The organism is Bacillus sp. AP50 (assembly GCF_040492675.1).
Taxonomy (GTDB): domain Bacteria; phylum Bacillota; class Bacilli; order Bacillales; family Bacillaceae_G; genus Bacillus_A; species Bacillus_A cereus.
The window spans coordinates 1-25,889 of the sequence record NZ_JBEUTW010000094.1 but is presented as its reverse complement, the minus strand read 5'-3'; the positions used below and the strand labels follow the sequence as shown (position 1 = coordinate 25,889).

Below are 25,889 nucleotides of genomic sequence, written 5' to 3'. Positions count from 1 at the left end.
ATGACACGGACATTTGAATTATTGAAAAGAAATCTTAAACTACTTGAACAATTTAAAAAAATGGAAAGTTTAGTATATGTATAACATATGATTGATTTGGAAGAGGGTGATTATGTTGAACAAGCAAGGAATTACAATTAGTTTATGTATGATTGTTCGAGATGAGGAGGAGACAATAGCCCGTTGTTTAGAAACAGTTGAAAAAATTGTGGATGAAATTATAGTAGTTGATACAGGTTCCGTCGATCGAACGAAAGAAATCGTAGAGAAATACACTTCTAACATATATGATTTCCAGTGGATTGATGATTTTGCAGCAGCAAGAAATTTTTCTTTTTCAAAAGCGACGCAAGAGTATATATTGTGGCTAGATGCAGATGATGTCTTATTAGAAGATGCTCAAGAAGCATTGAAACTTTTAAAAAGAGAATTAGATCCTAAAATTGATGCTGTTTCGATGCCTTATCATCTTGCAATGGATTCTAACGGGAAACCTTTATATTGTACAAAAAGAAATCGACTTGTAAAGCGTGAAAAACAATTTCAATGGTTTGGAAAGGTTCATGAGTATTTAGCTATTTCTGGTGAGGTTTTTAGTAGTAATGTTGCTATTACACATAAAAAAGAAAAAAAAGTAACAAATCGTAATTTGAAAATTTTTCAAAATACTGTAGCGGCAGGTGAAGAATTAAGTCCGAGAGATTTATTTTATTACGCAAATGAATCTACGGATAACGAAAAATATGATGATGCAGTTCTTCTATATGAAACATTTCTTAATCAAGACGAAGGATGGTATGAAGAGAAAATTTATGCATGTGGTAAGTTAGGAGATTGCTATGCAAAGCTAGGAATGTGGGAGAAGGCAATCGAATCTTGTGTGAAGTCGTTTCGGTATGACGTCCCTAGAGGAGAGAATTGTACAAGAATAGGATATATATATATGGAACAAGAAAAATATAATGAAGCGATATTTTGGTTTAAACTTGCTACGGAAGTACCAATGGCAACGGAAAGTCCTTTCCATAGTCCAGCTAGCTACACATGGCTACCCTATTTACAAATGTGTATTTGTTATAGCAGGTTAGGGGAGCAGGATAAAGCGTATTATTACAATGAATTAGCAGCTTCTTATGTTCCGAATAATGCTGCAATTGAATATAACCGTAAATATTTTCGGGGAGTTTTTGATAAACCATATAAAGTGTAATAGGTTTCGTTTTTTAGAAATGATTTATCGCTATTCTAACTCTAATAGATTGGTTATATATTAGAGTATCAGTAACGTAACCAATATAAATAAAAGATTTTATACTGCTATTTGCGGGCTAATAATCATTGGGGGATGAACAAAATCTGCACTTTATAGAATTCATATGAGATTTATATTTCTAATTCAATTTGCATAAGGAGTGTGTGAAATGAATCGCGAAAAAAGTTCTTTATATGAAGAAAAATCCGAGCATTATTATAATGCAGCGAATCCGAATTTATTAAAGCATATAAAAAAGGAATGGAAAGAAGTTCTTGATATTGGTTGCTCGAGCGGTGCATTGGGAGCAGTTATTAAAGAAAACGGTACACGTGTATCAGGAATAGAGGCATTTCCAGAGGCGGCAGAAAAAGCGAAGGAAAGACTAGATCATGTTATTTTAGGGGATATAGAAAAAATAGATCTTCCTTATGAGGAGGGGCAATTTGATTGCGTCCTATTTGGGGATGTATTAGAGCATTTATTTGATCCGTGGGCTGTGATTGAAAAGGTTAAGCCATATATAAAGCAAAATGGTGTGATTTTAGCAAGTATACCAAACGTTGCTCATATTTCAGTATTAGCTCCCTTACTTGCTGGAAATTGGACGTATACAGAATATGGTTTATTAGATAAAACACATATTCGTTTCTTTACATTCAATGAAATGCTAAGAATGTTTTTAAAAGCAGGATATTCAATTAGTAAAGTAGATCGTGTATATGTTGATCATAAAATGTATGAGCCGCTTATTGAGGAGTTATATGGAATTTGTAAAAAATATCGTCTTGGAAGTGGCTTCATGGCTGAGACAGTTGTATTTCAGTATATTATTGAAGCTGAAAAATCACAATTATGAGTGCTGCAGACAAAACAATATTATTTGTTACATGCATAAATGATCGGAAATTGTATGCAAACTGCGTGCGACATATATTGCAATTGTTAGTACCGCCAGGGTATATTGTCCAATTTATGCCGATTCGAAATGCGAAAAGTATGACGAGTGGATACAATCAAGCCATTTCGCATCCAGCGAAGTATAAAGTGTATTTACATCAAGATGTTTTTATTATAAATAGGGCTTTTTTATACGGATTACTTCAATTATTTGAGGAACATGAAAACCTTGGGATGATTGGGATGGTTGGAGCGCAATATGTTCCTCCGACTGGCGTATGGAACGAAGGGCGTGGAATTGTAGGAAAAGTCATTGGTTATATGAATGATTTGTTTTATATGGCAAGTTTAGAACAACCGTATCATGAATCAAAAACATTTATTCCTGTAGAATGTATTGATGGTTTATTAATGGCGACACAATATGATGTTCCGTGGCGAGAAGACTTATTTGACGGATTTGATTTTTATGATGTATCTCAATCATTTGAATTTAAAAAAGCAGGATATACAGTCGGTGTACCTGTACAGCGCGATGCTTGGTGTATCCATTATCATTTTGATGTGAATATGACGAACTATGAAAAGTATCGGAAAATATTTGTGGAACACTATATGTCAGATGTAAATAAGGAAGAATAAAAGGGGGGACAAAAATGAAAGATCATACAATATTAGTCGTTGTTTGTGTAAATAATGAGGAGCTTTTCAAACAATGTGAGAGCCAAATAAGAAACATTTTTGTTCCCTCTGGTTACGTCGTGCAAATTTTTCCGATACGAGATGCGCAAAGTATGGCAAGTGCATACAACCGAGCCCTTTCATATCCAGCGAAATACAAAGTGTATATACATCAAGATACATATCTTATTAATCGAGACATGTTTTCTACACTTATATCTCTTTTTAAAGAAAATGAAAAGCTTGGTTTAATAGGAGTCGCTGGGGCTCAGTTTTTACCGAATAACGGGATATGGTGGGAAGGAAAAAATTTAGTAGGGAAAGTGATTGAGTATAGAAGACGGAATTATCAATTATTAAATTTAGATCAGGTTTTTTATGGTAATCAACCATTTTTGTCAGTTCAGGCAATTGATGGTTTATTCATGGCAACGCAGTATGATATTCCGTGGCGAGAAGATTTGTTTCAAGGGTTTCACTTTTATGATGTGTCACAGTCTTTAGAGTTTCAAAGGGCTGGTTATTTAATTGGTATCCCAAATCAAGCAAATTTATGGTGTATTCATTACAACGGGGATGAGTTTGATGCGGATACATATGAGAAGTACCGGAAAGTGTTTGTAGAACATTACAAAGATATATTATCTCCATCATAAAGGAGAGATGAAAAGTGAAAGGAATTATTTTAGCAGGTGGTACTGGATCGAGATTATATCCAATAACGAAAGTAACGAATAAACATTTACTTCCTGTTGGTCGGTATCCGATGATTTATCATGCGGTATATAAGCTAAAACAATGCGATATTACAGATATTATGATTATTACGGGTAAAGAGCATATGGGGGATGTTGTTAGCTTTTTAGGGAGTGGTCATGAATTTGGAGTGTCCTTTACGTATCGTGTGCAAGATAAAGCGGGCGGGATCGCACAGGCGTTAGGGCTTTGTGAAGATTTCGTCGGGAATGATCGTATGGTAGTTATATTAGGGGATAATATTTTTTCAGATGATATTCTTCCGTATGTTGAAGAGTTTGCAAATCAAAAAGAAGGTGCGAAAGTGCTATTGCAATCTGTAGAAGATCCCGAAAGATTTGGCGTAGCACATATTCAAAACCGAAAAATAGTTGAAATTGAAGAAAAGCCGAAAGAGCCGAAAAGTTCTTATGCGGTTACGGGAATTTATTTGTATGATTCGAAAGTCTTTTCTTATATTAAAGAATTAAAACCTTCTGCACGGGGAGAACTTGAAATTACAGATATAAATAATTGGTATTTAAAACGAGGGGTACTTACTTATAATGAAATGAGCGGCTGGTGGACTGATGCGGGAACTCATGCTTCGCTTCAAAAGGCGAATACGTTAGCGCGTGATATTAATTTTGGGAAACAGTTTAACGGAGAATAGGTGAGAATATGAAAGTTGTAGAAACAAATTTTACCGATGTAAAATTGTTAGAACCGAGGTTGTTTGGAGACGAGCGTGGCTTTTTTTCAGAGAGTTATAATAAGCAGGTGCTAGAAACATTAGGGATAACGTATTCATTTGTACAGGATAACGTATCTTATTCGGCTAAGGCAGGAACGATTCGGGGACTACACTTTCAAAAAAAACCGAAAGCACAAACGAAACTCATTCAAGTTATGCAAGGGGCAATTTATGATGTTATCGTTGATTTACGAAAAAAATCACCAACATTTAAACAATGGAAAGGATATATTTTAAGTGCAGATAACCATCGGCAATTACTAGTGCCAAAAGGGTTTGCGCATGGATTTTGCACGCTTGTTCCGCATACTATCGTTATGTATAAAGTAGATGAATATTATAGCGCAGAGCATGACTCAGGATTACTTTGGGAAGATAAAGATTTAGCAATTCCTTGGCCAGTAACCGATCCTATATTGTCCGATAAGGATCAGATATTACCATTATTAGAGGAATATGAAGATAGTTTTTAAGTAGGAGAGTTGTTTATGAATATATTAGTGACAGGTGGGGCTGGATTTATTGGAAGTAATTTCGTTCATTACATGCTACAAAGTTATGAAACATATAAAATTATTAATTACGATGCCTTAACATATAGCGGGAATTTAAATAACGTAAAATCTCTTCTGGATCACCCGAATTACTCTTTTGTAAAGGGAGAAATTCAAAATGGAGAGCTATTAGAACACGTTATAAAAGAGCGAAACGTACAAGTGATTGTAAATTTTGCAGCCGAATCACATGTGGACCGTAGTATTGAAAATCCGATTCCTTTTTATGATACAAATGTAATTGGGACGGTCACTTTATTAGAACTAGTTAAAAAATATTCGCATATAAAACTTGTGCAAGTATCAACGGATGAAGTGTATGGCTCTTTAGGAAAAACAGGGAAGTTCACAGAGAAAACGCCGTTAGCTCCAAATAGTCCATATTCTTCAAGTAAGGCGAGCGCGGACATGATAGCTCTATCTTACTATAAAACATATCAATTACCGGTTATAGTAACGCGTTGTTCTAACAATTATGGACCGTACCAGTATCCTGAAAAATTAATTCCATTAATGGTTACGAATGCACTAGAAGGAAAAAAACTACCGTTATATGGTGATGGTTTAAATGTAAGAGATTGGTTACATGTAACGGATCATTGCAGTGCGATTGACGTTGTTTTGCATAAGGGACGTGTCGGAGAAGTATATAATATAGGTGGAAATAATGAAAAAACAAATGTAGAAGTTGTGGAACAAATTATTACTCTTTTAGGAAAAACAAAAAAAGACATTGAATATGTTACAGATCGTTTAGGGCACGATCGTCGTTATGCGATTGATGCAGAGAAAATGAAGAATGAATTTGATTGGGAACCGAAATATACGTTTGAACAAGGATTACAAGAGACGGTGAAATGGTATGAAAAGAATAAGGAATGGTGGAAACCACTAAAAGATTAGTAAGGGGCATGTTAAATGAAAGAGAGGGTTATCATAACAGGAGCAAACGGTCAATTAGGAAAGCAACTATTTGAAGAGTTAGACTCTGAAGAATATGATATATATCCATTTGATAAAAAATTATTAGATGTGACAAATATATCCCGAATACAACAAGTGGTACAAGAAATAAAACCACATATAATTATTCATTGTGCTGCCTATACGAAAGTAGATCATGCGGAGAAAGAACAGGATCTTGCATATAGAATAAATGCAATCGGAGCTCGAAATGTAGCGGTTGCTTCACAATTAGTAGGGGCGAAGCTAGTTTATATTAGTACTGATTATGTATTTCAAGGCGCCAGACCAGATGGATACGACGAATTTCATAGTCCAGCGCCGATAAATATATATGGGGCCTCTAAGTATGCGGGGGAGCAGTTCGTCAAAGAGTTACATAATAAATATTTTATCGTTCGCACATCGTGGCTATATGGTAAATATGGGAATAATTTTGTGAAAACGATGATGCGATTAGGAAAAGAAAGAGATGAAATATCTGTTGTAGCGGATCAAGTTGGCTCTCCTACGTATGTGGCGGATTTGAATATGGTTATTAATAAGCTCATTCATACTTCTTTATACGGTACATACCACGTATCAAACAGAGGTTCATGCTCTTGGTTTGAATTTGCACAAAAGATATTTTCGTACGCCAATATGAAAGTGAATGTATTACCTGTTTCAACGGAAGAATTCGGGGCTGCGGCTGCGAGACCCAAATATTCTATCTTTCAACATAACATGCTACGATTAAATGGTTTTTCACAAATGCCGTCTTGGGAAGAAGGATTAGAGCGGTTTTTTATAGAAACCAAAAGTCATTAACAAATTTCTGTTAATGACTTTTTTGTTTGCCTTTAAGCGGTTTTATGGTACTATAATTATAGTATCAGGTACTAATAACAAGTATAAGTATTTCTGGGAGGATATATCATGGAACTATTACAAGGGAAAACATTTGTTGTTATGGGCGTTGCGAACCAAAGAAGTATTGCATGGGGAATAGCTCGCTCTTTGCATAATGCAGGTGCAAAATTAATATTCACATATGCAGGAGAACGTTTAGAAAGAAACGTTCGTGAATTAGCGGACACATTAGAAGGACAAGAATCACTTGTATTACCTTGTGATGTAACGAATGATGAGGAACTTACAGCTTGCTTTGAAACAATTAAACAAGAAGTAGGTACTATTCACGGTGTAGCACATTGTATTGCTTTTGCAAATCGCGATGACTTAAAAGGTGAATTTGTAGATACTTCTCGCGATGGATTTTTACTTGCACAAAATATTAGCGCATTCTCTTTAACAGCTGTAGCAAGAGAAGCGAAGAAAGTAATGACAGAAGGCGGAAATATTTTAACATTAACATACCTTGGCGGCGAGCGCGTTGTGAAAAATTATAACGTTATGGGTGTTGCGAAAGCTTCATTAGAAGCGAGCGTGAAATATTTAGCGAACGATTTAGGTCAACACGGTATTCGTGTTAACGCTATTTCTGCAGGACCAATTCGTACGTTATCTGCAAAAGGTGTAGGCGATTTCAACTCAATCTTAAGAGAAATTGAGGAGCGCGCACCACTTCGTCGTACAACAACGCAAGAAGAAGTTGGCGATACAGCAGTATTCCTATTCAGTGATTTAGCACGCGGTGTAACAGGAGAAAACATTCATGTTGATTCAGGGTATCATATCCTAGGATAAATATAATATTAATTTTTAAAGGACAATCTCTAAATGCTGAGATTGTCCTTTTTATTTGTTCTTAGAAAGAACGATTTTTAACGAAAGTTCTTACCACGTGATGAATATAACTATAATAGTACACGATTTATTTAGCTACGTATGGAAGTGGGAGGGACGAGTGTGAAGAATAAAAATAAAAGTTCAACAGTTGGAAAACCGTTGTTATATATCACGCAAGTAAGTTTAGAACTTGCTGCACCGAAAATCAAAAGGATTATCCTGACAAACTTTGAAAATGAAGATCAAAAAGAGAAAAGTAATAGACAAGAAAATATTGTAAGTAGTGCTGTGGAAGAGGTAATAGAACAAGAACAACAAGAAGAGCAGCAAGTGGAAGAAAAAATAGAAGAAGAAAAAGAAGAACACGCAGAACAAGAAGAGCAAGAACCAGAACCAGTAAGAACTGTCCCGTATAATAAATCATTTAAGGATATGAATAATGATGAAAAAATTCATTTTTTACTAAACCGTCCTCATTACATTCCAAAAGTAAGATGCAGAATAAAAACAGCTACAGTCTCATATGTTGGATCGATCATATCGTATCGTAATGGCATTGTATCTATTATGCCGCAAAATAGTATGAGAGATATTAGGTTGTCTATAGATGATATCCAATCGATTAGTATGGCCGGTTTTTAAATATGTAAAGGTGGTAGAAAGCTTCTACCACCCCAATAGTTTTTTAGTTTACTTTACGATAGAAACGTCGCGTAAGCATTGAATCGCACAGAAACAGCTTAAATCAACAGTAATGCAAGTAGTTGTAGATATTAATCTTGCATTTGGTACAGCTAAAAACGTACAAATTGGATCGTCACCAGGTGGTACCGGAGTACCGTCACCTAATACTACAGTTAATACACGTAGCACAGCACAGCTATCATCATCTACGCTTTCCACACGGAAAATTGGAGATCGGCAGCTAGTAAGGCTTGATGATGGTGCAAATGCTTCAAAAGGTTCTCCAGTTTTTGTGTATAAAATAAAAGGGCGTGTATTTGCTACTGATGCAGTATTGTGTGCACCTAAAAATGGGATTTCACAACCAGATCCACATGTTGTTGTAGAACAATCTTGTAATTCATTGATGAATTTAACAACGTCAACTACACAATGAGAAGAGCCATGGTGTTTATTTTCGTTACAACTCATTAATGTCACTCCTTATCTTCTTGTTTGTATTTACATTAATAAGATATTGGAGTCGAGGAGATTTGGTCACAATCTCAAGACCTTTTTTTTTAAATAGGCGAAAGAGGATAAGGGAAGGTGGAATTATGCTGTTTACAAGCTGGCTTTTATTTTTTATTTTTGCGTTAGCTGCTTTTAGGCTCACTCGTTTAATTGTTTATGATAAAATTACAGCCTTTTTGCGAAGACCATTTATTGATGAATTAGAGATTACGGAGCCGGATGGAAGTGTATCAACGTTTACAAAAGTGAAAGGTAATGGATTAAGAAAGTGGATTGGCGAATTATTAAGCTGTTATTGGTGTACAGGTGTATGGGTTAGTGCTTTTTTATTAGTCTTATATAATTGGATCCCTATCGTTGCAGAACCGTTACTTGCATTATTAGCTATTGCAGGAGCGGCAGCCATCATTGAAACAATTACAGGATATTTTATGGGAGAATAATATATTTTCATAATACGAGAAAAAGCGGAGTTTAAAAGAATGAGGGAACGGAAATAAAGAGTTGTTCATATAGTAAATAGACAGAATTGACAGTAGAGGAGATGTTTGCTGTGAGCAATAATCCAAGGCAGAATTCATATGACCTGCAGCAGTGGTATCATATACAGCAACAACACCAAGCACAACAACAGGCATATCAAGAACAATTACAACAACAAGGATTTGTGAAGAAAAAGGGATGCAATTGTGGGAAAAAGAAGAACACAATAAAACAATATGAAGAATGAAACACTCATGCTACTGTGAGTGTTTTTTATTATATATAAAAAGCGGTATTTCTGTATTAGAAATACCGCTTTTTACTAGCTAATTTGTGCAACTGTTAATGCTGCAGCACGAATGTCTACAGTTCCAATTAACTGAACTGGCACAATTTGAATTAAGTCACCAGGATTTAAGTTAATAAGAATAACACCGCTGGATACGTCTACTTCACCAGTACCAATAACGTTAGAACGAACTGCTGTACCTGATCCAGGAATAATATTAGCTGGTGTATTTAATGATAAGAAGAAACGACCAGCTTCTGGTGCAACAGGTGAGTTATCAAGACTAATTGTTAATGTATAACTGATTTGATAAATACCAGCTCGTAGAATTCGAATGCCATCTCCGACACTTACTGTATCATTTATTACAGGAACAGTAATATTTGGGTTTGGACTTACGCTAGGTAATAATAGTGGTGTAAATAGTGAAGCAAACTGAGGTGCAGACGCGTTGAAAGCAAAACCAAAGGCAGGTAGTGTACTAGCTGGCTTCGCCTCACAATCGATTTTAGTAAATTCGCAATCAGAAGAGAACATGTTTTTCACTCCTTTATCTGTTTCTACTTTCAGTTAATGAAAAGGACAGGTTCTATGTTCTAGACAAGTTCCCAATTTTAAGAAATTTACATAAGAATACTCTTTAAGCATGGATTGGGTGGCATGCCACCCAATCCATGCTTAACTCATTATTTAGTTTTAAATAGAAACATCACGTAAGCATTGAATAGCGCAGAAGCAACTTAAATCAACAGTAATGCAAGTGGAGGTTGATATTAGTCTTGCATTTGGTACAGCTAAAAACGTACAGATTGGGTCGTCACCAGGTGGTACAGCGGTACCATCACCTAAAACTACAGTTAATACACGCAATACAGCACAGTCATCATCATCTATACTTTCTACGCGGAAAATAGGAGATCGGCAGCTAGTAAGGCTTGAAGATGGTGCAAATGCTTCAAAAGGTTCTCCAGTTTTTGTGTATAAAATAAAAGGACGTGTATTCGCTACTGATGCATTGTTATGTGCACCTAAAAATGGAACTTCGCAACCAGATCCACATGTTGTCGTTGCACATTCTTGTAGTTCATGTATAAAACGAACAACATTCGATACACAGTTGAAATCACACTCATGTTGATGATCTTCATTACAATTGCAGCTCATTATGTTCACTCCTTCTCGTGAGTTCTGACATACACTATTACAATATGAGTGGGATATGGCTGATATTACGTTAATTCTCACGATAAAAACAAGGAATTTATATAGGAGGGATGTACATAACGTGATATAAAAAAAGACATCCTTATTTAGTGGATGTCTTTTCAGGTAAATCTTTTCGCACAGTATATAAAAAACGAGATATATCTAATTTCTTTCCTCTGAAAAATTGCGGAGAAGAAATGTAAAGTTCTTCTTTCGCACGTGTAATGGCAACATAAAGTAATCGGCGTTCTTCTTCTAACGCTTCAGAAGTTTCCGTAACACGATCATTTGCATCTTTTAAAGAAGAAGTATGAGGCAGGATTCCATCACTCGCTCCAAGTAAAAAGACACATGGAAATTCAAGGCCTTTTGCGTTATGAATTGACATAAGTGAAACGGCATCTTTTTGCGGCATTGTTTTTAATGCTTCCATTTCTTTTTGACCTTGAATCGCCTCGTCGATAAATTGTAAATAAGCTGGAATATCGGTGAAACGAGTTGCAGACTCCATTAATTCTTCCAACATTTCTTCTTGTATGTCTTTATGCATTGTAAAGGAAGAACGATCGTTACTTTGTAAGTACTCTAAATATTTTCCTTTACCATGAATGATTTCTTTTAATGCTTTTTTCGGTTCTAATTCTTTAATAAACTTAATAAAATCGATGCGCTCATTTACCTTTTTCACTTGAAAAGGTTTTAAGCTTGGATTTAATAGTAAGAAATGAAGAAGAGAAGGGAAGCGCCCCTCACCATATTTCCATTGTTCACGTTCAATAAATGAAATACAATCATCACGTCCGATATACATCGTCGGCAATATGTTTGAAAGTGATTCTAGTCGAAACGGCTCAATCACGAGTCTTAAATGATCTAATACAGGCTTAATTAAAGAATGTTCATAAAATGATTGGCTCGCTCCGTGTTTAATAAACGGGATTTTATGAATGGTAAGCTGATCAAGTAACGAACGACTTACAGAATGTGTGCGATACAGTAAACAAAAATCTTTAAAGTTACGTTCACCACTCTCTACTTTTTCTTGAATAAGCTGCAAAATTTGATTTGCTTCATCAAGAGTCGTAGCAGGTCTTGCATAAAAAGGTTGTACACCTTCCTCACGAACAGAGTATAGCTCTTTATCAAAACGTTCTTGATTTAATTTTATAACTTCATTTCCAAGCCCGACGATAAAGGGATTGGATCGATAATTCGTATTTAGTGCAATGATTGTTGTGTTATCAAATTCTTTTGGAAAAGATAAAATAATTTGGTGACTTGCTCCTCGCCAGCCGTATATCGCCTGGTCGTCATCACCTGCGATAAATAAATTATTTCTTGGCGTGGCTAACAATTTTACGATTTCATATTGTGCATACGATGTATCTTGAAACTCATCTACTTCAATGTAGTGAAAACGTTGTTGTAATTGAGTTAGTAAAGGAGCATTATTTTCTAACATATAATATGTTTCCAATAAGATGTCATCGAAATCAATATAATTGTATCTTTGTTTTACCTCTTCAAAACGTTCGTATACTTCTTTAAATTCTTGTTCGACTGGTGTTTTCGCTTTTACATCTTTCGGACGATTTAATTTGTTTTTCTCAAGTGAAATCATCGCGAGCATCGTTTCAGCATCATAATCGTCTTTTAAACGCAATTCTTTTAAGATTTTCTTTATCATAATTTGTTTATGTTTTTCATTTGCTAAAATTTGCTGATTATAACCTTGACTACGAAGTAATTTTAAGAAAACAGAGTGGAATGTACCAGCAACTACGTAGCTACTTGTTGCATGATTCATACCTGGTAACTTCGCAACACGACTTCGTATTTCTTCAGCTGCTTTTTGTGTAAATGTAAGTAATAAAATATTTCGTGGATGAACTTGTTTTACATTTACTAAATAACCAACGCGAGTTGTTAAAACAGATGTTTTCCCGCTTCCGGCACCAGCTAGTGTAAGAACAGGACCTTCTGTTGTGCGCACGGCTTCTAATTGTTTTTCGTTTAAAAAAACATTTTGTTGTTCAAGAGCGCGGAAATAAGCCGCATCTACATCTTCTTCCATAATTAAATGGGTAGATGTTTTCGGAATATGATATGTCGCACGCGGAATATCAGCGTGTGTTAACGATTTTTGTGAAAATTTTTCTTGTGTCATATGTTCACCTTCAAAACTATAGCATCAACATTTAACTTTAGCGGAAGAAAAAGAAAATAGCAATGTAAAAAAACAGGAGGGGTCACCTCCTGTTTTCAAATTACAATTCTTTTATCATTACAACGTGCGGGATATTTGCTTCCATAAATACATCAGAACTTGTTACATATCCAAGTTTTTTATAGAAATCTTCAGCATGTGTTTGAGCGTGAAGTTTCAATTTTGGTAGCGAATTTTCTTTTGCATACGCTTCAAGAGAATCCATAACAATTTTTCCAATCCCTTTTTTGCGATGGGAATTTAGCACGCAAATGCGTTCCATTTTTCCTATACCATCAAGGATGCGAAAACGTCCAGCACCAACTGGAACATCATTGTCATATATAACAACGTGTGTTGAAGTTTCTTCAAACTCATCGTACTCTTCTTCAGCAGAGACACGTTGTTCATTTACAAACACTTGTTTACGTACAGAGAATGCATCTCTTAGTTGTTCGTCCGTTTGTACAATCTGTGCGTGCAAATTAGTTGTTCCCCTTTCCAAGACGGAATGTTTCGTGTACAGTCCATGTTCCATTTTCTAATTGATATAGAAGATGGAAACGATCAATTGGTTGTTCGTAATAGAAATCTTTCATACGTAATCGGCCCAACACATCAGCATGCTCTGCATCTGATAAGCCTTGTCCGATTGTTAAATGAGGTACGAAAGCATATTCGCGTTCTTGCGTGAATAACCCGCTATGCATTTCTTCATTTAAGAAAGTAAGTTCAGGTGTTTTTTCTACTTTAAAGTAAAGGACGTTATTAACAGGTGCGAATGAACCAACTTTCCCAACATGAAGGGTGAAAGGGTTCGTTTTACTTGCGATTGTATGTAACTCGTTTACAATCGACTCTAATTGTTCATCTTGCGCCTCAAAGGGTGTTTTCAATGTAATATGTGGCGGAACTAATGCGTAGTGCGGGTCATAACGTTTACGCAATCCGTTCGCTTTATCTTGAATCATTTTAGATGGAAAAATTACAATGCCTAATTTCATGTTCCAATTCCTCCCTTTGTAAGTCTAGTTAGATTTTGAGATAAATAAATCTCTTTATCTATTATATCAAATTATTCTGAATACTGCTCTCTATTATTTCATTGATAGAATATGAGAGAAGGCTTTCGGTAAATCAGTCTGCCAATATTTCCAAGTATGATTGCCTTCAAATTCCTCATAATGCGTGATGAAGTTTTTATCTGTAAGAAGCGTATTTAACTCACGGTTCGGCCCTACGAAATCAGATACTTGTCCATCAGTACGCTTTACAGCCGTTTCTTCTGTACCGATGACGTGATACAGTTCTAACGCCTGTGGATCTTTGAATTCTTTTGCTAAGTTCATCACTGTCTCATCCACAAATGGTGATTGCATAACGACTTTACCGAATGTATGCGGATACATAAGTGCAGTCATAAAGGAAACTGTTCCGCCAAGAGAATCACCAATTAAAACACGACCTTTTCCCATTTGGTACGTTGGATAATTTTCATCAATATATGGTGCAAGTTCATGAGCAAGGAAACGAATATATGCAGCATTTTTTACTTCATTTGGGAAATATTTTTCTTTACGATCATGTACATTTTTATATGGAATACCGACAATAATTGTACGGTCAATTTCTTCGGTTTCACGAAGGCGCTCAATTACACGGTGCGCTTTACCGAGCTGAAAATAATCTCTACCATCTTGTGCAATTACAACTGTATGTTTGTGCAGTGGTGTGTAATTTACTGGTAAATAAACGAGAAGTGTAACGTCTTCTTGGAGTGATGCGCTATAAAATGAAATTTCTTCAATTCTCCCTATTGTTTGACTCATGTAGATCCCCCTAAATAAAAATTTACTGTAACGATTGTAAGAGCGACGCTTGTAGTGAAAAGGAAAGAAATATTCACTAATTGGTGCCTTAATTTCTATTTTACCATAATGGTACGAAGAATCTAAAAAATTAGTATTTAAGTTACGAAAGAAAACGGATATAATGAAGTGGGATTTTTGACAGGTGAGAGGGGAGACAGGATTTGAAACAAGAAAAATCAATCGCACTACCATTAGCAATTTCTATAATTGCCATTTCCTTTGCAGCAGTTTTTGTAAAGATGTCCTCAGCACCATCTTCAATATTAAGTATGTACCGCTTATGGATTATCGTACTTATTATGCTGCCTATCGTATGGAAAAAAAGAGAGGAATTTAATAGGATTCAAATGAAAGATTGGGGCTTTTTAATTGGATCTGGTTTCTTTTTAGCACTTCATTTTCTTTTATGGTTTGAATCTTTAAAGCATACAACAGTTGCTAGTTCAACAATTATTTTGGCACTTCAACCAATCGTATCTTTAGTTGGAGGTTTTTTTCTATTTAAAGAAAGAACAACATATTCAGCCATTGCAACGATGGGAATCGCTATTTTAGGAGTAATGTGCATTGGTTGGGGAGATTTAGGTTTAAGTAAGCAAGCAATTTATGGTGACATATTATCCTTTCTAAGTGTAATAGCGGTTGTCGGTTATTTATTTATCGGGCAAACGACAGTGAAGAAAGTATCGCACTGGATTTATAGCTTTACAGTCTTTGCGTTCGCAGGTCTTTTTATGGGGATTTATAATGTTATATTACAAGTACCCTTTACAGGTTATACGAAGTGGGATTGGACTGTTTTTCTTTTACTTGCGGTTGTGCCGACAGTGTCACATGTAATTAATAACTGGCTATTAAATTATGTAAATGCAACGACAATTTCAATGAGTATTTTAGGAGAACCTGTTGGAGCATCTATACTTGCGTTCTTCTTACTTGGAGAAAAATTAAATGCAATGCAAATGATCGGTAGCATGCTCGTATTGTTTGGTGTATCTGTTTTCTTAATGCAGCAACAAAAGCGAACAGCAAAAAATGTCGTAAATGAGCCAGTGTATACACAGGAATTATAATGTTGGAGAAGAAAAGAGAAGTTATGATACTTCTCTTTTTGTTTTATAGAAATGCGGGCGTAGAAGGAGGAGGAAAATGGAAGAGATATTAAAGAAGTATATGAATAGATTTACAACACTAAGTGAAGAAGAGCAGCAAATGATCCTCAGTGAATTACAAATTGAAGAATATAAAAAAGGAACAGTGCTCCTAAGACAAGGAAATGTTCCGTTAAAATGTTATTTTGTATTAAAAGGATGCGTTAGGCAACATAGTATAGATGAAGCAGGGAAAGAAGTTACATCAAATTTTTATACAGAAGAGCAGGCAATTTCGAATTTCAACCATCATAAACAAGATAAATCTTCATCTTTTTTTATTAACCTTGTAAAAAGTAAAAACTAAAATATTGAAATCAAGTAAAAGAGTGGCTACGAAGCCACTCTTTTACTTTGGATTTGTCATATAAGGTTGTACATGAATGACACATAGGTCACGAAATTTGCCTTCAGCAGTTGTGACAATTACGACTGCTTTACCTGCACTTTTTCCAGTAATCGTCACGGTGTCACCTTTTGGATATATGGTGATGATATCAGAATTCATATTTGACCAAATAAGCTCTTTATTCGTTGCTTGTATTGGTAAAATGGAAGCTGATAACACAATGTTTTGTCCCGTTTTTATTTTTAATTTATGTTTTTCCATATGAACACCGATGACTGAAATAACAGAAGGAGCAATTGAAATTTTAGGCGGGTTAGGTTGCATGTTTAAACAAGACGCAGAAGTATTTGTGATAGGTGAAAATTTTCGTGTTTGTTGTTGCTGGAAAGCTGCTAACATGTTGGAGTCCCCTTTCTGTATAAGTGCTGATACTCATACTATAAAGGAGTAGTGTTATGTTAAATTTAACGAAACATAAAGAATTTGTTAAATTTGATAAAAAGATTGTCGAACTGTAAAAAATCTCTGCTGTTATGATAACAGCAGAGATTTTTTTATAAATTATGACGATGTTGTTTTTCGAAATCCTCAAATTGCTCTTTAACTTCTTTTGAAGGTTGTGTTAGTAAACTAACAATTACGATGGCTAGTAAACTAATAGCGAAACCTGGAATCATTTCATATAAGAAATCTTTTAAGAATTTGAATTGAGTCCATATAATAACAGTAGCGGCACCAGAAATCATACCGGCAAGTGCGCCCCACTTCGTCATACGTTTCCAATATAAGCTTAATAAAATAGCAGGTCCGAATGAAGAACCAAATCCAGCCCAAGCGTATCCAACAAGAGCTAAAATCGTATCATTTTGTTTAAACGCTAATGCGCACCCAACTAATGCAATAACAAGTACAGCCATACGACCGACAAATACAAGTTCTTTATCAGATGCAGAACGTTTGAAGAATGTACGATATAAATCTTCAGTTACAGCACTAGAAGTAACGAGTAGCTGTGATGAAATTGTACTCATAATCGCTGCTAGAATGGCTGCTAATAAAAATCCAGTAATAAGTGGATGGAATAAAATTTTCCCAAGTTCAAGGAAAATTGTCTCTGGATTAGATAATGTCAACTCTTGTTGTGAGTAGTAAGCAATACCGATAAGACCAGTAAACATAGCTCCGACAACAGAAAAAATCATCCAGCTCATACCAATTCTTCGTGCGCTTTTCAGTTCTTTTACGGACGAAATCGCCATAAAGCGTACGATAATATGAGGTTGTCCAACATAACCAAGCCCCCATGCGAATAAAGAAATCATTCCTAAAGTAGAGGCACCTTTAAAAATATCTAAACGTGTTGGATCTACAGAGCGGATTGTATCAAATGCAGGTCCAAGTCCATTCGAATTCATAATTGTTACGATAGGAACAAGAATAAGAGCGACTACCATAATGATTCCTTGCACGAAGTCTGTCCAACTTACTGCTAAGAACCCACCAAATAATGTGTAAGCTACAACAACGCCTGCAACAATGAATAATCCAACGTGGTAGTTCATACCAAATGAATTTTCAAATAATACAGCGCCTGAAACTAATCCTGAAGCTACATAGAAAGTAAAGAAAATCATAATAACAAGTCCAGATACTAAACGTAGCATATGAGATTTGTCGTGGAAACGGTGTTCCAAAAATTCTGGAATAGTAATAGAGTTATTTGCAATTTCTGAGTAGGTACGTAAGCGAGGAGCAACATAAAGCCAGTTTGCGTATGCGCCTAGTGTTAGGCCGATCGCAATCCAACTACTACTTAATCCAACGCTAAACATTGCACCTGGTAATCCCATTAAAAGCCAACCACTCATATCGGATGCTCCAGCACTTAATGCCGTTACTGCGGGGCCTAGTGTACGCCCGCCAAGCATATAATCTGTTAAGTTGGACGTTCGTTTATAGGCGAAATAGCCGATTACTAACATCCCGAGCATGTAAATAGAGATTGAAGTTAAAGTTAACATCTGCGTACTCATGAAGTTCCCCTTCCTTTTGTCATGTCTTTTGATGCGTTATGCATATTTATCCCGCATAAACGGGCAGTAAAACTCCCACCTTAAAATTGGCTGGGCAAGGAAGTTAGGTGGGAGAGCAACTGCCCGTAAATGCCCGATTGATTTAACTAATAATCAGTGGGATGAACAAACCCCTACTGATTAAAGTTTCACTTTATAATCTATCATGATTATTCTGAAAAATCCATATAGAAATACGAATTTTCAGAAATGTAAGCGTTTTTTGATGTCATTTTACTTTTTTAATATATAATATTCATACAAAAAACCTTATTTTTAATAGAGTATTTATTATATTTACATAAAAAGAGGTTGTTTTGTCAATATAATATTGAAAGGAAAGAAAAATAAAATTTTTGAAAAAGTATTGACTTGTGAAAAAAGTCAGGTCTATAATGAGTGCAACTTAAAAAAATGCAAGCGTTGATGAAGAAGAGTACACATGATGAACATGTCAGAGAGCTGATGGTTGGTGCGAATCAGTATGGAATTGATGTGGAATGGGCTTCGGAGCTTCCAAACCGAAACGAAAGAAGTAGGCTTTGGCGACATGATCTCATCGATACAAGAGACACGTATTGTTTTTGATACGGTAAAGTGCGTTACATTTGTAACGAATTAAGGTGGCACCACGGGAGTACCCGTCCTTTCTATAGGATGAGTACTCCCTTTTTGTGTATAAAAAATTAAATAAATGAAATCGTTTAAGTAAGAAGAGTACGTATATTGGAGACGTTACAGAGAGCCGGGAATAGGTGGGAGCCCGGTACGGTGCCGTATACGGAATGGGCTTACGAGAGGTATGCTGAACAATTATTTTCAGTAGGCAACCCGGGTTCCGCCGTTACAAGGATAAGGTATAAATTTTGTACCTGAACAAAGCGGGATGCTTTTGCATCCAACACGAGGTGGTACCGCGGTATATTTATCGTCCTCTACATATTTTCGATATGTAGAGGACTTTTTTATTTTTCAGAGCGAGGTGAAGGACATGATGACGAAAGAAGAATTTATAAAACAAAAAAGAGAGAGAAAGACATTTTTAGTAATCACTGAAGAAGAAGGAGATAGCATTACGCCAATTTCTTTATATAGACGTATGAAAGGGAAGAAGAAATTCTTATTAGAAAGTTCACAGCTTCATCAAGATAAAGGGCGTTATTCTTACTTGGGATGTAATCCTTATGGAGAAGTGAAAAGCGTTGGTACGGGAGTGGAACGAACGATTTACGGCCGCGCAGAAAAGTTACAAGGTAACGTACTACAAGTGTTAGAAGAAGTAATTGCACCATCACAAGTAGACAGTCCATTTCCATTTTGCGGAGGAGCAGTTGGTTATATTGGGTATGATGTCATTCGGCAGTATGAAAACATTGGAGCGGATTTACACGACCCATTAAATATTCCAGAAGTACACCTTTTACTATATCGTGAGTTTATCGTTTACGATCATTTACGCCAAAAGTTGTCGTTTGTATATGTATGCAAGCAAGATGATTCAGCAGATTATGAAGAAGTATACGAAAGGCTGCGAGTATACAAAGAGGAAGTGCTACAAGGAGAAGAAGCTGAAGTAAATGCAATACAATCCACATTATCATTTACTTCTTCTATAACGGAAAAAGAGTTTTGTGAGATGGTAGAAATTGCGAAAGAATATATAAGAGCAGGAGACATATTCCAAGTCGTATTATCACAGCGTTTACAAAGTGAATGTATTGGGGATCCATTCGGGTTATACCGAAAACTTCGAATTGCAAATCCATCACCATATATGTTCTATATCGATTTTCAAGATTATGTTGTACTCGGTTCTTCGCCGGAAAGTTTACTATCAGTAAGGGAGGATAAAGTGATGACGAATCCAATTGCTGGTACAAGGCCGAGGGGGAAAACGAAGAGGGAAGATGAGGAAATCGCAAAAGAACTGTTAGGCAATGAGAAAGAGCGAGCAGAGCATATGATGCTTGTAGATCTTGGGCGAAACGATATTGGTAGAGTGAGCGAAATCGGCTCGGTTACGATAGATAAATATATGAAAGTAGAAAAATACTCTCACGTTATGCACATTGTATCTGAAGTTTACGGAACATTGCGAAAACAAATGGGCGGATTTGATGCGTTAGCGTATTGCTTACCAGCAGGGACGGTTTCTGGAGCTCCGAAAATTAGAGCGATGGAAATTATAAATGAACTAGAGAATGAAAAAAGAAATGTATACGCTGGTGCAGTTGGATACGTTAGTTTTTCAGGAAATCTTGATATGGCGCTCGCCATTCGAACGATGGTCGTAAAGGATGAAAAAGCATACGTTCAGGCAGGAGCAGGAGTCGTTTACGATTCAGATCCAGTAGCTGAATATGAAGAAACATTAAATAAAGTGAGAGCGCTTTTGGAGGTAATGAAATGATTGTACTTATTGATAATTACGATTCGTTCACATATAACTTGTATCAACTGTTAGGCGAACATGAAGAAGAAATTGTAGTTGTAAGAAATGATGAAATAACGATAGAACAGTTAGAAGAGATGAATCCAAGAGGAATTGTACTTTCACCAGGACCAGGAAAACCAGAGGATGCTGGCATTTGTATCGACGTCATCCGTCATTTTTATAAGAACGTTCCCATATTAGGGATTTGTCTTGGCCACCAAGCGATCATATCTGCATTTGGAGGAGACATTGTTAGAGCAGAGCGTATTAAACACGGAAAAACATCGCGTGTGAAACATAACGGAACGTCAATCTTTTCATATGTTACACAGCCCCTAACGGCGATGCGCTATCATTCCCTTGTTGCAGAGCAAACGAGCTTGCCAAAGTGCTTTGACATATTAGCGACAGCGATGGACGACGGAGAAATAATGGCAGTCCGTCACAATTATTATCCGCTCTTCGGATTACAGTTTCATCCGGAATCAATCGCAACAGAAGAAGGCGGAAAGTTAATCCGTGCCTTTTTAACAGAAGTAAAAGAGGAGGAAAGAGTATGAACAACTATCTTCGTAAATTAGTGGAGGGTCAACATTTAACAGAAGAGGAAATGTATAAAGCAGGACTACTTTTATTAAGTGAAAACATATTAGAAAGTGAAATTGCAGCTTTCTTAGTCTTACTGAAAGCGAAAGGTGAAACTGCAGAAGAAATATACGGTCTCGTTCGAGCTCTTCGCGAAAAGGCATTGCCGTTTTCGAACCATATACAAGGAGCAATGGACAATTGCGGGACGGGTGGTGATGGTGCTCAAACGTTTAATATTAGCACAACATCAGCATTCGTACTGGCAGGAGCAGGTGTAAAGGTTGCAAAACATGGTAATCGTGCTGTTTCTAGTAAAACAGGAAGTGCAGACTTATTAGAAGAACTAGGTGTAAATATTAGTAGTACGCCAAACGAAATTGATTATTTACTAGAGCATGTAGGTATTGCATTTTTATTTGCACCAGCGATGCATCCAGCACTAAGGCGCATTATGAAAATAAGAAAAGAGTTAAACGTGCCGACGATCTTTAACTTAATTGGCCCTTTAACAAATCCAGTGAATTTAGAAACACAATTTGTCGGTATTTATAAACGAGATATGTTATTACCAGTTGCACAAGTATTACAAAAGTTAGGCCGGAAACAAGCGCTTGTCGTAAATGGAAGTGGTTTTTTAGATGAAGCGTCATTACAAGGGGAAAATCACGTAGTCCTTTTAAAAGATAATGAAATAGTAGAAAAGAGTATTAATCCAGAAAAGTATGGTTTTTCAAGAGTGAAAAATGAAGAAATTAGAGGGGGGAATTCAAAAGAAAATGCAAAGATTACGCTTGAAGTATTGAGCGGAGAAAAGAGTGTTTATCGTGATACAGTTTTATTAAATGCAGGTCTAGCTCTTTTCGCAAATGGAAAAACGGAAACGATTGAAGAAGGAATTAAACTCGCGGCACATAGCATTGACTCTGGAAAAGCATTAGCCAAATTAAACTTATTAATTGTAGCAAGCAACGAAAAATTAGAAAGGGTGAACTAAAGTGGGGACGATTTTAGATAAAATTGTAGAACAGAAGAAAAAGGAAGTTGCGGAGTTATATGAAATATATACACCAGTAAAAACAAAAAGAAAGACACATTCACTTGTAGAAGCGTTACAGCAGTTTACTGTCATTGCAGAAGTAAAGCGAGCATCACCATCAAAAGGAGATATCAATTTACACGTTGACGTACGAAAACAAGTGGGAACATATGAGAAATGTGGTGCAGGAGCAGTATCTGTTTTAACAGATGGTCAATTTTTTAAAGGATCGTTTCACGATTTACAAACAGCAAGAGAAGAAAGTAACATTCCGCTTTTATGTAAAGATTTCATAATCGATAAGATTCAAATCGATAGAGCGTATGAAGCGGGAGCAGATATTATTTTACTAATCGTAGCAGCGTTAACGAAAGAGAAGTTAAAAGAGTTGTATAGCTACGTGTTAGAAAAAGGATTGGAAGCGATTGTTGAAGTTCATGATGAACAGGAATTAGAAACTGCGATTGTATTAAATCCGCACGTTATTGGCATTAATAATCGTAATTTAAAAACGTTCGAAGTAGATTTAAGCCAAACTGAAAAGCTTGGAAAAAGATTGAATGAGGAGAAATTACTTTGGATTAGTGAAAGTGGCATTCATTCAAAAGAAGATATTATTCGTGTTAAAAGAGCTGGAGCCAAAGGTGTATTAGTTGGAGAGGCGCTTATGACATCATCTTCTATTAGTAGTTTTTTTGAAGATTGTAAGGTGAATATATGAAAGTAAAAATTTGCGGCATCACTGATGTGGAAACAGCGAAAAGTGCGTGTGAATATGGCGCAGATGCACTCGGATTTGTTTTTGCGGAAAGTAAACGGAAAATCACTCCAAAGAGAGCGAAAGAAATCATTCAGGAGCTTCCAGCCAACGTGTTAAAAATCGGTGTTTTCGTAAATGAATCAGTAGAAGTGATCCAGAAAATTGCAGATGAGTGTGGGTTAACACATGTACAACTACATGGAGATGAAGATAATTATCAAATTAGAAGATTGAATATTCCGTCTATAAAATCACTAGGAGTAACTTCAAAAAGTGATATGAAAAATGCTCAAACATATGAAACGGATTATATATTGTTTGATAGCCCGAAAGAAAAGTTTCACGGAGGAAATGGGAAGAAATTTTCATGGGAACTACTTGTGCATATGCCAGAAGAGTTGCGAGAGAAAACGATATTAGCTGGTGGATTAAACGCTCTTAATATAGAAGAAGCGATTCGAACTGTTCGGCCTTATATGGTCGATGTGAGCAGCGGAGTAGAGACAGAAGGAAAGAAAGATGTAGAGAAAATAAAACAATTTATTATAAAAGCGAAGGAGTGTTCCAAATGAACTACGCATATCCAGATGAAAAAGGACATTACGGTATATACGGAGGACGATACGTTCCAGAAACGTTAATGCAATCTGTACTAGAACTAGAAGAAGCATATAAAGAAGCGATGCAAGATGAGGCATTTCAAAAGGAATTAAATCATTATTTAAAAACGTACGTCGGAAGAGAAACACCGCTTTATTTCGCTGAAAATCTGACGAAGTATTGCGGAGGTGCAAAGATTTATTTAAAACGTGAAGATTTGAATCATACAGGAGCTCATAAAATTAACAATACAATCGGTCAGGCACTACTTGCAGTGCGAATGGGCAAGAAAAAAGTTGTCGCTGAAACAGGAGCTGGACAACACGGAGTTGCAACAGCTACTGTATGTGCTCTTCTCGGATTAGAATGCGTCATTTTTATGGGAGAAGAAGATGTAAGACGTCAAAAATTAAATGTGTTCCGAATGGAATTACTCGGAGCGAAAGTAGAAAGTGTAGCGGCAGGTAGTGGTACATTAAAAGATGCGGTAAACGAGGCGCTTCGTTACTGGGTTTCACATGTGCATGATACGCACTACATTATGGGATCTGTTCTCGGACCACATCCATTCCCGCAAATTGTACGTGATTTCCAAAGTGTAATTGGAAATGAAACGAAAAAACAATATGAGGCGTTAGAAGGAAAGTTACCAGAAGCAGTCGTTGCTTGTATTGGAGGTGGTAGTAATGCAATGGGGATGTTTTATCCGTTCGTACACGATGAAGAAGTTGCTCTTTACGGCGTAGAAGCAGCTGGAAAAGGCGTTCATACAGAAAAGCATGCAGCAACTTTAACGAAAGGAAGCGTCGGTGTTTTACATGGATCAATGATGTATCTTCTGCAAAACGAAGAAGGACAAATTCAAGAAGCACACTCTATTTCAGCAGGACTTGATTATCCAGGTGTTGGTCCAGAACATAGCTTGCTAAAAGATATTGGCCGCGTTTCTTATCATTCGATAACAGACGAAGAAGCATTAGAAGCATTTCAATTATTAACGAAAAAAGAAGGCATTATCCCGGCGCTAGAAAGTTCACATGCTGTCGCATATGCATTAAAATTAGCTCCGAAAATGAAGGAAGATGAAGGACTTGTTATTTGTTTATCTGGCCGTGGTGATAAAGATGTAGAGAGTATAAAACGTTATATGGAAGAGGTGTAAAAAATGGGAGTAGAAAAAATTAAAGCAGCGTTTGAAAATGGCAAGAAAGCATTTATTCCGTACGTAATGGGCGGAGATGGCGGCTTTGAAAAATTAAAAGAAAGAATTCGTTTTTTAGATGAAGCAGGAGCGAGCATCGTTGAAATCGGCATTCCGTTTTCAGATCCAGTTGCAGACGGTCCAACGATTCAAAGAGCAGGGAAACGAGCGCTAGATAGCGGTGTAACAGTAAAAGGTATTTTTCAAGCATTAATAGAGGTAAGGAAAGAAGTGCAAATTCCGTTTGTACTCATGACATATTTAAATCCAGTACTTGCATTCGGAAAAGAACGATTCATCGAAAACTGTATAGAAGCAGGGGTAGACGGCATCATCGTTCCAGACCTACCATATGAAGAACAAGACATTATTGCACCGCTCCTTCGAGAGGCAAACGTTGCGCTAATTCCACTCGTTACCATCACGAGCCCAATTGAGCGAATCGAAAAAATTACGAGTGAATCAAAAGGATTTGTTTACGCAGTTACAGTAGCGGGCGTAACAGGAGTACGTCAAAACTTTAAAGGTGAGATTCATAGTTACTTAGAAAAAGTAAAATCACATACGCATTTACCGGTAGTGGCAGGGTTCGGTATTTCAACAAAAGAACATGTAGAAGAAATGGTTACAATATGCGACGGAGTTGTCGTTGGAAGTAAGATCATTGAGCTTTTAGAAAATGAAAAGCAAGAAGAAATATGTGAATTAATATATGCAACAAAACAAAAAGAAGAGGCGTAGTCTCTTCTTTTTGTTTTGCGTAATAAATGTTAAAATATACAGAAAATACATATAATTTAGAGGGTGAGAAGGCATGCTAAGACGTAAACTACTATATCTATTCTTAACTGTACCGCTATACGCTTGGCTCATTAG

Annotated in this window: 29 protein-coding genes, 2 pseudogenes and 2 other annotated features; of the genes and pseudogenes, 22 read left to right on the top strand and 9 right to left on the bottom strand. The window is 36.3% G+C overall.

The genetic code is table 11. From position 1 onward, the window contains the following. Window positions 1-112: 112 nt before the first annotated feature. The 10 genes from ABWK52_RS08680 to ABWK52_RS08635 all read left to right on the top strand — a co-directional run bounded on the left by ABWK52_RS08680 (window position 113) and on the right by ABWK52_RS08635 (window position 8,212). On the top strand, window positions 113-1,210 hold the full coding sequence (locus tag ABWK52_RS08680) for a glycosyltransferase (protein WP_098541358.1): 1,098 nt from the start codon (window positions 113-115) through the stop codon (window positions 1,208-1,210). 211 nt (window positions 1,211-1,421) lie between these two features. Beyond that, complete coding sequence (locus ABWK52_RS08675; RefSeq protein ID WP_098541360.1) at window positions 1,422-2,111, top strand: class I SAM-dependent methyltransferase; 690 nt, start codon at window positions 1,422-1,424, stop codon at window positions 2,109-2,111. Next, window positions 2,108-2,794 (top strand): glycosyltransferase family protein, encoded by a 687-nt coding sequence (locus tag ABWK52_RS08670; protein WP_001271187.1) that lies wholly within the window; start codon window positions 2,108-2,110, stop codon window positions 2,792-2,794. Before ABWK52_RS08675 ends, ABWK52_RS08670 begins: the two co-directional genes overlap by 4 nt. A 14-nt stretch (window positions 2,795-2,808) precedes the next feature. Continuing rightward, complete coding sequence (locus ABWK52_RS08665; RefSeq protein ID WP_000651529.1) at window positions 2,809-3,489, top strand: glycosyltransferase family protein; 681 nt, start codon at window positions 2,809-2,811, stop codon at window positions 3,487-3,489. Between the two features lie 14 nt (window positions 3,490-3,503). Next, window positions 3,504-4,241: a sugar phosphate nucleotidyltransferase gene (locus ABWK52_RS08660; RefSeq protein WP_000676160.1), complete on the top strand. Its 738-nt coding sequence runs from the start codon at window positions 3,504-3,506 to the stop codon at window positions 4,239-4,241. An 8-nt stretch (window positions 4,242-4,249) separates the two neighbouring features. Beyond that, entirely contained in the window at window positions 4,250-4,795 is a 546-nt protein-coding gene (rfbC, locus tag ABWK52_RS08655) for a dTDP-4-dehydrorhamnose 3,5-epimerase (protein WP_000869431.1), read from the top strand. 15 nt (window positions 4,796-4,810) lie between these two features. Next, window positions 4,811-5,779: a dTDP-glucose 4,6-dehydratase gene (gene rfbB / locus ABWK52_RS08650; RefSeq protein ID WP_001024163.1), complete on the top strand. Its 969-nt coding sequence runs from the start codon at window positions 4,811-4,813 to the stop codon at window positions 5,777-5,779. A 15-nt stretch (window positions 5,780-5,794) separates the two neighbouring features. Then, a complete protein-coding gene (gene rfbD / locus ABWK52_RS08645; protein WP_000664653.1) occupies window positions 5,795-6,649 on the top strand; it encodes a dTDP-4-dehydrorhamnose reductase in 855 nt (284 codons plus the stop codon). A gap of 108 nt (window positions 6,650-6,757) precedes the next feature. Next, window positions 6,758-7,528 (top strand): enoyl-ACP reductase FabI, encoded by a 771-nt coding sequence (gene fabI / locus ABWK52_RS08640; RefSeq protein ID WP_000421886.1) that lies wholly within the window; start codon window positions 6,758-6,760, stop codon window positions 7,526-7,528. A 141-nt stretch (window positions 7,529-7,669) separates the two neighbouring features. Further along, window positions 7,670-8,212, top strand: a complete 543-nt coding sequence (locus ABWK52_RS08635) for a spore coat CotO family protein (RefSeq protein WP_080451010.1) — start codon at window positions 7,670-7,672, stop codon at window positions 8,210-8,212. Between the two features lie 48 nt (window positions 8,213-8,260). On the opposite strand, the gene exsY is transcribed toward ABWK52_RS08635, so the two are convergent. After that, on the bottom strand, window positions 8,261-8,725 hold the full coding sequence (gene exsY / locus ABWK52_RS08630; protein WP_001277743.1) for an exosporium assembly protein ExsY: 465 nt from the start codon (window positions 8,723-8,725) through the stop codon (window positions 8,261-8,263). A gap of 125 nt (window positions 8,726-8,850) precedes the next feature. Between exsY and ABWK52_RS08625 the strand changes: the two genes are divergently transcribed. Continuing rightward, on the top strand, window positions 8,851-9,210 hold the full coding sequence (locus ABWK52_RS08625) for a DUF1360 domain-containing protein (RefSeq protein ID WP_000899664.1): 360 nt from the start codon (window positions 8,851-8,853) through the stop codon (window positions 9,208-9,210). Window positions 9,211-9,311: 101 nt separating this feature from the next. Next, entirely contained in the window at window positions 9,312-9,497 is a 186-nt protein-coding gene (locus ABWK52_RS08620; RefSeq protein WP_029948404.1) for a hypothetical protein, read from the top strand. A 75-nt stretch (window positions 9,498-9,572) separates the two neighbouring features. On the opposite strand, the gene exsF is transcribed toward ABWK52_RS08620, so the two are convergent. The 6 genes from exsF to ABWK52_RS08590 all read right to left on the bottom strand — a co-directional run bounded on the left by exsF (window position 9,573) and on the right by ABWK52_RS08590 (window position 14,780). Then, window positions 9,573-10,076 carry an exosporium protein ExsF gene (gene exsF / locus ABWK52_RS08615; RefSeq protein ID WP_000492939.1) on the bottom strand — a complete coding sequence of 168 codons (504 nt, stop codon included), beginning with the start codon at window positions 10,074-10,076 and terminating at the stop codon, window positions 9,573-9,575. Between the two features lie 159 nt (window positions 10,077-10,235). After that, window positions 10,236-10,703 (bottom strand): spore coat protein CotY, encoded by a 468-nt coding sequence (gene cotY / locus ABWK52_RS08610; protein ID WP_001277719.1) that lies wholly within the window; start codon window positions 10,701-10,703, stop codon window positions 10,236-10,238. A gap of 142 nt (window positions 10,704-10,845) precedes the next feature. Further along, window positions 10,846-12,912 carry an ATP-dependent helicase gene (locus ABWK52_RS08605; protein ID WP_098280535.1) on the bottom strand — a complete coding sequence of 689 codons (2,067 nt, stop codon included), beginning with the start codon at window positions 12,910-12,912 and terminating at the stop codon, window positions 10,846-10,848. Window positions 12,913-13,012: 100 nt separating this feature from the next. Continuing rightward, complete coding sequence (locus ABWK52_RS08600) at window positions 13,013-13,435, bottom strand: GNAT family N-acetyltransferase (RefSeq protein ID WP_000543295.1); 423 nt, start codon at window positions 13,433-13,435, stop codon at window positions 13,013-13,015. 1 nt (window position 13,436) lies between these two features. Further along, the gene (locus ABWK52_RS08595) at window positions 13,437-13,955 is read right to left on the bottom strand and encodes a YjcG family protein (RefSeq protein ID WP_000765863.1); all 519 of its coding nucleotides are present in this window, start codon (window positions 13,953-13,955) and stop codon (window positions 13,437-13,439) included. A gap of 93 nt (window positions 13,956-14,048) precedes the next feature. Continuing rightward, window positions 14,049-14,780 carry an alpha/beta hydrolase gene (locus ABWK52_RS08590; protein WP_000084012.1) on the bottom strand — a complete coding sequence of 244 codons (732 nt, stop codon included), beginning with the start codon at window positions 14,778-14,780 and terminating at the stop codon, window positions 14,049-14,051. A gap of 203 nt (window positions 14,781-14,983) precedes the next feature. Here ABWK52_RS08590 and ABWK52_RS08585 point away from each other — a divergent pair, with 203 nt between their 5' ends. After that, on the top strand, window positions 14,984-15,895 hold the full coding sequence (locus ABWK52_RS08585) for a DMT family transporter (RefSeq protein ID WP_000806941.1): 912 nt from the start codon (window positions 14,984-14,986) through the stop codon (window positions 15,893-15,895). A gap of 76 nt (window positions 15,896-15,971) precedes the next feature. After that, a pseudogene (locus ABWK52_RS08580) lies at window positions 15,972-16,244 on the top strand (Crp/Fnr family transcriptional regulator); the annotation flags it as partial. 78 nt (window positions 16,245-16,322) lie between these two features. Here ABWK52_RS08580 and ABWK52_RS08575 read toward each other — a convergent pair. Further along, on the bottom strand, window positions 16,323-16,721 hold the full coding sequence (locus tag ABWK52_RS08575; protein WP_000878734.1) for an Ig-like domain-containing protein: 399 nt from the start codon (window positions 16,719-16,721) through the stop codon (window positions 16,323-16,325). Window positions 16,722-16,876: 155 nt separating this feature from the next. Next, window positions 16,877-18,355, bottom strand: coding sequence for a sodium/proline symporter PutP (gene putP, locus ABWK52_RS08570; protein ID WP_000107211.1), 1,479 nt, complete (start codon window positions 18,353-18,355; stop codon window positions 16,877-16,879). 453 nt (window positions 18,356-18,808) lie between these two features. Next, window positions 18,809-19,046, top strand: a binding site (T-box leader). 42 nt (window positions 19,047-19,088) lie between these two features. Next, window positions 19,089-19,333 (top strand) — a binding site (T-box leader). Window positions 19,334-19,385: 52 nt separating this feature from the next. Here putP and trpE point away from each other — a divergent pair. The 8 genes and pseudogenes from trpE to ABWK52_RS29725 all read left to right on the top strand — a co-directional run. After that, window positions 19,386-20,804 (top strand): anthranilate synthase component I, encoded by a 1,419-nt coding sequence (trpE, locus tag ABWK52_RS08565; RefSeq protein WP_141537351.1) that lies wholly within the window; start codon window positions 19,386-19,388, stop codon window positions 20,802-20,804. Further along, the gene (locus ABWK52_RS08560) at window positions 20,801-21,388 is read left to right on the top strand and encodes an aminodeoxychorismate/anthranilate synthase component II (protein WP_000636321.1); all 588 of its coding nucleotides are present in this window, start codon (window positions 20,801-20,803) and stop codon (window positions 21,386-21,388) included. Before trpE ends, ABWK52_RS08560 begins: the two co-directional genes overlap by 4 nt. Further along, the gene (gene trpD, locus ABWK52_RS08555; protein WP_001067361.1) at window positions 21,385-22,410 is read left to right on the top strand and encodes an anthranilate phosphoribosyltransferase; all 1,026 of its coding nucleotides are present in this window, start codon (window positions 21,385-21,387) and stop codon (window positions 22,408-22,410) included. Before ABWK52_RS08560 ends, trpD begins: the two co-directional genes overlap by 4 nt. A 1-nt stretch (window position 22,411) precedes the next feature. Further along, window positions 22,412-23,173 carry an indole-3-glycerol phosphate synthase TrpC gene (gene trpC, locus ABWK52_RS08550; RefSeq protein WP_000536699.1) on the top strand — a complete coding sequence of 254 codons (762 nt, stop codon included), beginning with the start codon at window positions 22,412-22,414 and terminating at the stop codon, window positions 23,171-23,173. Beyond that, window positions 23,170-23,784, top strand: a complete 615-nt coding sequence (locus ABWK52_RS08545; protein WP_098280536.1) for a phosphoribosylanthranilate isomerase — start codon at window positions 23,170-23,172, stop codon at window positions 23,782-23,784. Before trpC ends, ABWK52_RS08545 begins: the two co-directional genes overlap by 4 nt. Then, complete coding sequence (gene trpB / locus ABWK52_RS08540) at window positions 23,781-24,974, top strand: tryptophan synthase subunit beta (RefSeq protein WP_001105015.1); 1,194 nt, start codon at window positions 23,781-23,783, stop codon at window positions 24,972-24,974. Before ABWK52_RS08545 ends, trpB begins: the two co-directional genes overlap by 4 nt. A gap of 3 nt (window positions 24,975-24,977) precedes the next feature. Continuing rightward, window positions 24,978-25,754, top strand: a complete 777-nt coding sequence (trpA, locus tag ABWK52_RS08535) for a tryptophan synthase subunit alpha (protein WP_098280537.1) — start codon at window positions 24,978-24,980, stop codon at window positions 25,752-25,754. Window positions 25,755-25,827: 73 nt separating this feature from the next. Further along, window positions 25,828-25,889, top strand: a pseudogene (locus tag ABWK52_RS29725) (DUF4029 domain-containing protein); the annotation flags it as partial.

Coding starts and splice junctions, on each gene's coding strand:
- ABWK52_RS08675 (WP_098541360.1), top strand. CDS start 1,422: ATGAATCGCGAAAAAAGTTCTTTATATGAAGAAAAATCCGAGCATTAT.
- cotY (WP_001277719.1), bottom strand. CDS start 10,703: ATGAGCTGCAATTGTAATGAAGATCATCAACATGAGTGTGATTTCAAC.
- ABWK52_RS08635 (WP_080451010.1), top strand. CDS start 7,670: ATGGAAGTGGGAGGGACGAGTGTGAAGAATAAAAATAAAAGTTCAACA.
- trpE (WP_141537351.1), top strand. CDS start 19,386: ATGATGACGAAAGAAGAATTTATAAAACAAAAAAGAGAGAGAAAGACA.
- ABWK52_RS08545 (WP_098280536.1), top strand. CDS start 23,170: ATGAAAGTAAAAATTTGCGGCATCACTGATGTGGAAACAGCGAAAAGT.
- ABWK52_RS08625 (WP_000899664.1), top strand. CDS start 8,851: ATGCTGTTTACAAGCTGGCTTTTATTTTTTATTTTTGCGTTAGCTGCT.
- rfbC (WP_000869431.1), top strand. CDS start 4,250: ATGAAAGTTGTAGAAACAAATTTTACCGATGTAAAATTGTTAGAACCG.
- ABWK52_RS08680 (WP_098541358.1), top strand. CDS start 113: ATGTTGAACAAGCAAGGAATTACAATTAGTTTATGTATGATTGTTCGA.
- ABWK52_RS08605 (WP_098280535.1), bottom strand. CDS start 12,912: ATGACACAAGAAAAATTTTCACAAAAATCGTTAACACACGCTGATATT.
- ABWK52_RS08590 (WP_000084012.1), bottom strand. CDS start 14,780: ATGAGTCAAACAATAGGGAGAATTGAAGAAATTTCATTTTATAGCGCA.
- trpA (WP_098280537.1), top strand. CDS start 24,978: ATGGGAGTAGAAAAAATTAAAGCAGCGTTTGAAAATGGCAAGAAAGCA.
- putP (WP_000107211.1), bottom strand. CDS start 18,355: ATGAGTACGCAGATGTTAACTTTAACTTCAATCTCTATTTACATGCTC.
- trpD (WP_001067361.1), top strand. CDS start 21,385: ATGAACAACTATCTTCGTAAATTAGTGGAGGGTCAACATTTAACAGAA.
- rfbB (WP_001024163.1), top strand. CDS start 4,811: ATGAATATATTAGTGACAGGTGGGGCTGGATTTATTGGAAGTAATTTC.
- ABWK52_RS08620 (WP_029948404.1), top strand. CDS start 9,312: ATGTTTGCTGTGAGCAATAATCCAAGGCAGAATTCATATGACCTGCAG.
- rfbD (WP_000664653.1), top strand. CDS start 5,795: ATGAAAGAGAGGGTTATCATAACAGGAGCAAACGGTCAATTAGGAAAG.
- ABWK52_RS08560 (WP_000636321.1), top strand. CDS start 20,801: ATGATTGTACTTATTGATAATTACGATTCGTTCACATATAACTTGTAT.
- exsY (WP_001277743.1), bottom strand. CDS start 8,725: ATGAGTTGTAACGAAAATAAACACCATGGCTCTTCTCATTGTGTAGTT.
- exsF (WP_000492939.1), bottom strand. CDS start 10,076: ATGTTCTCTTCTGATTGCGAATTTACTAAAATCGATTGTGAGGCGAAG.
- ABWK52_RS08575 (WP_000878734.1), bottom strand. CDS start 16,721: ATGTTAGCAGCTTTCCAGCAACAACAAACACGAAAATTTTCACCTATC.
- fabI (WP_000421886.1), top strand. CDS start 6,758: ATGGAACTATTACAAGGGAAAACATTTGTTGTTATGGGCGTTGCGAAC.
- trpB (WP_001105015.1), top strand. CDS start 23,781: ATGAACTACGCATATCCAGATGAAAAAGGACATTACGGTATATACGGA.
- ABWK52_RS08670 (WP_001271187.1), top strand. CDS start 2,108: ATGAGTGCTGCAGACAAAACAATATTATTTGTTACATGCATAAATGAT.
- ABWK52_RS08665 (WP_000651529.1), top strand. CDS start 2,809: ATGAAAGATCATACAATATTAGTCGTTGTTTGTGTAAATAATGAGGAG.
- ABWK52_RS08595 (WP_000765863.1), bottom strand. CDS start 13,955: ATGAAATTAGGCATTGTAATTTTTCCATCTAAAATGATTCAAGATAAA.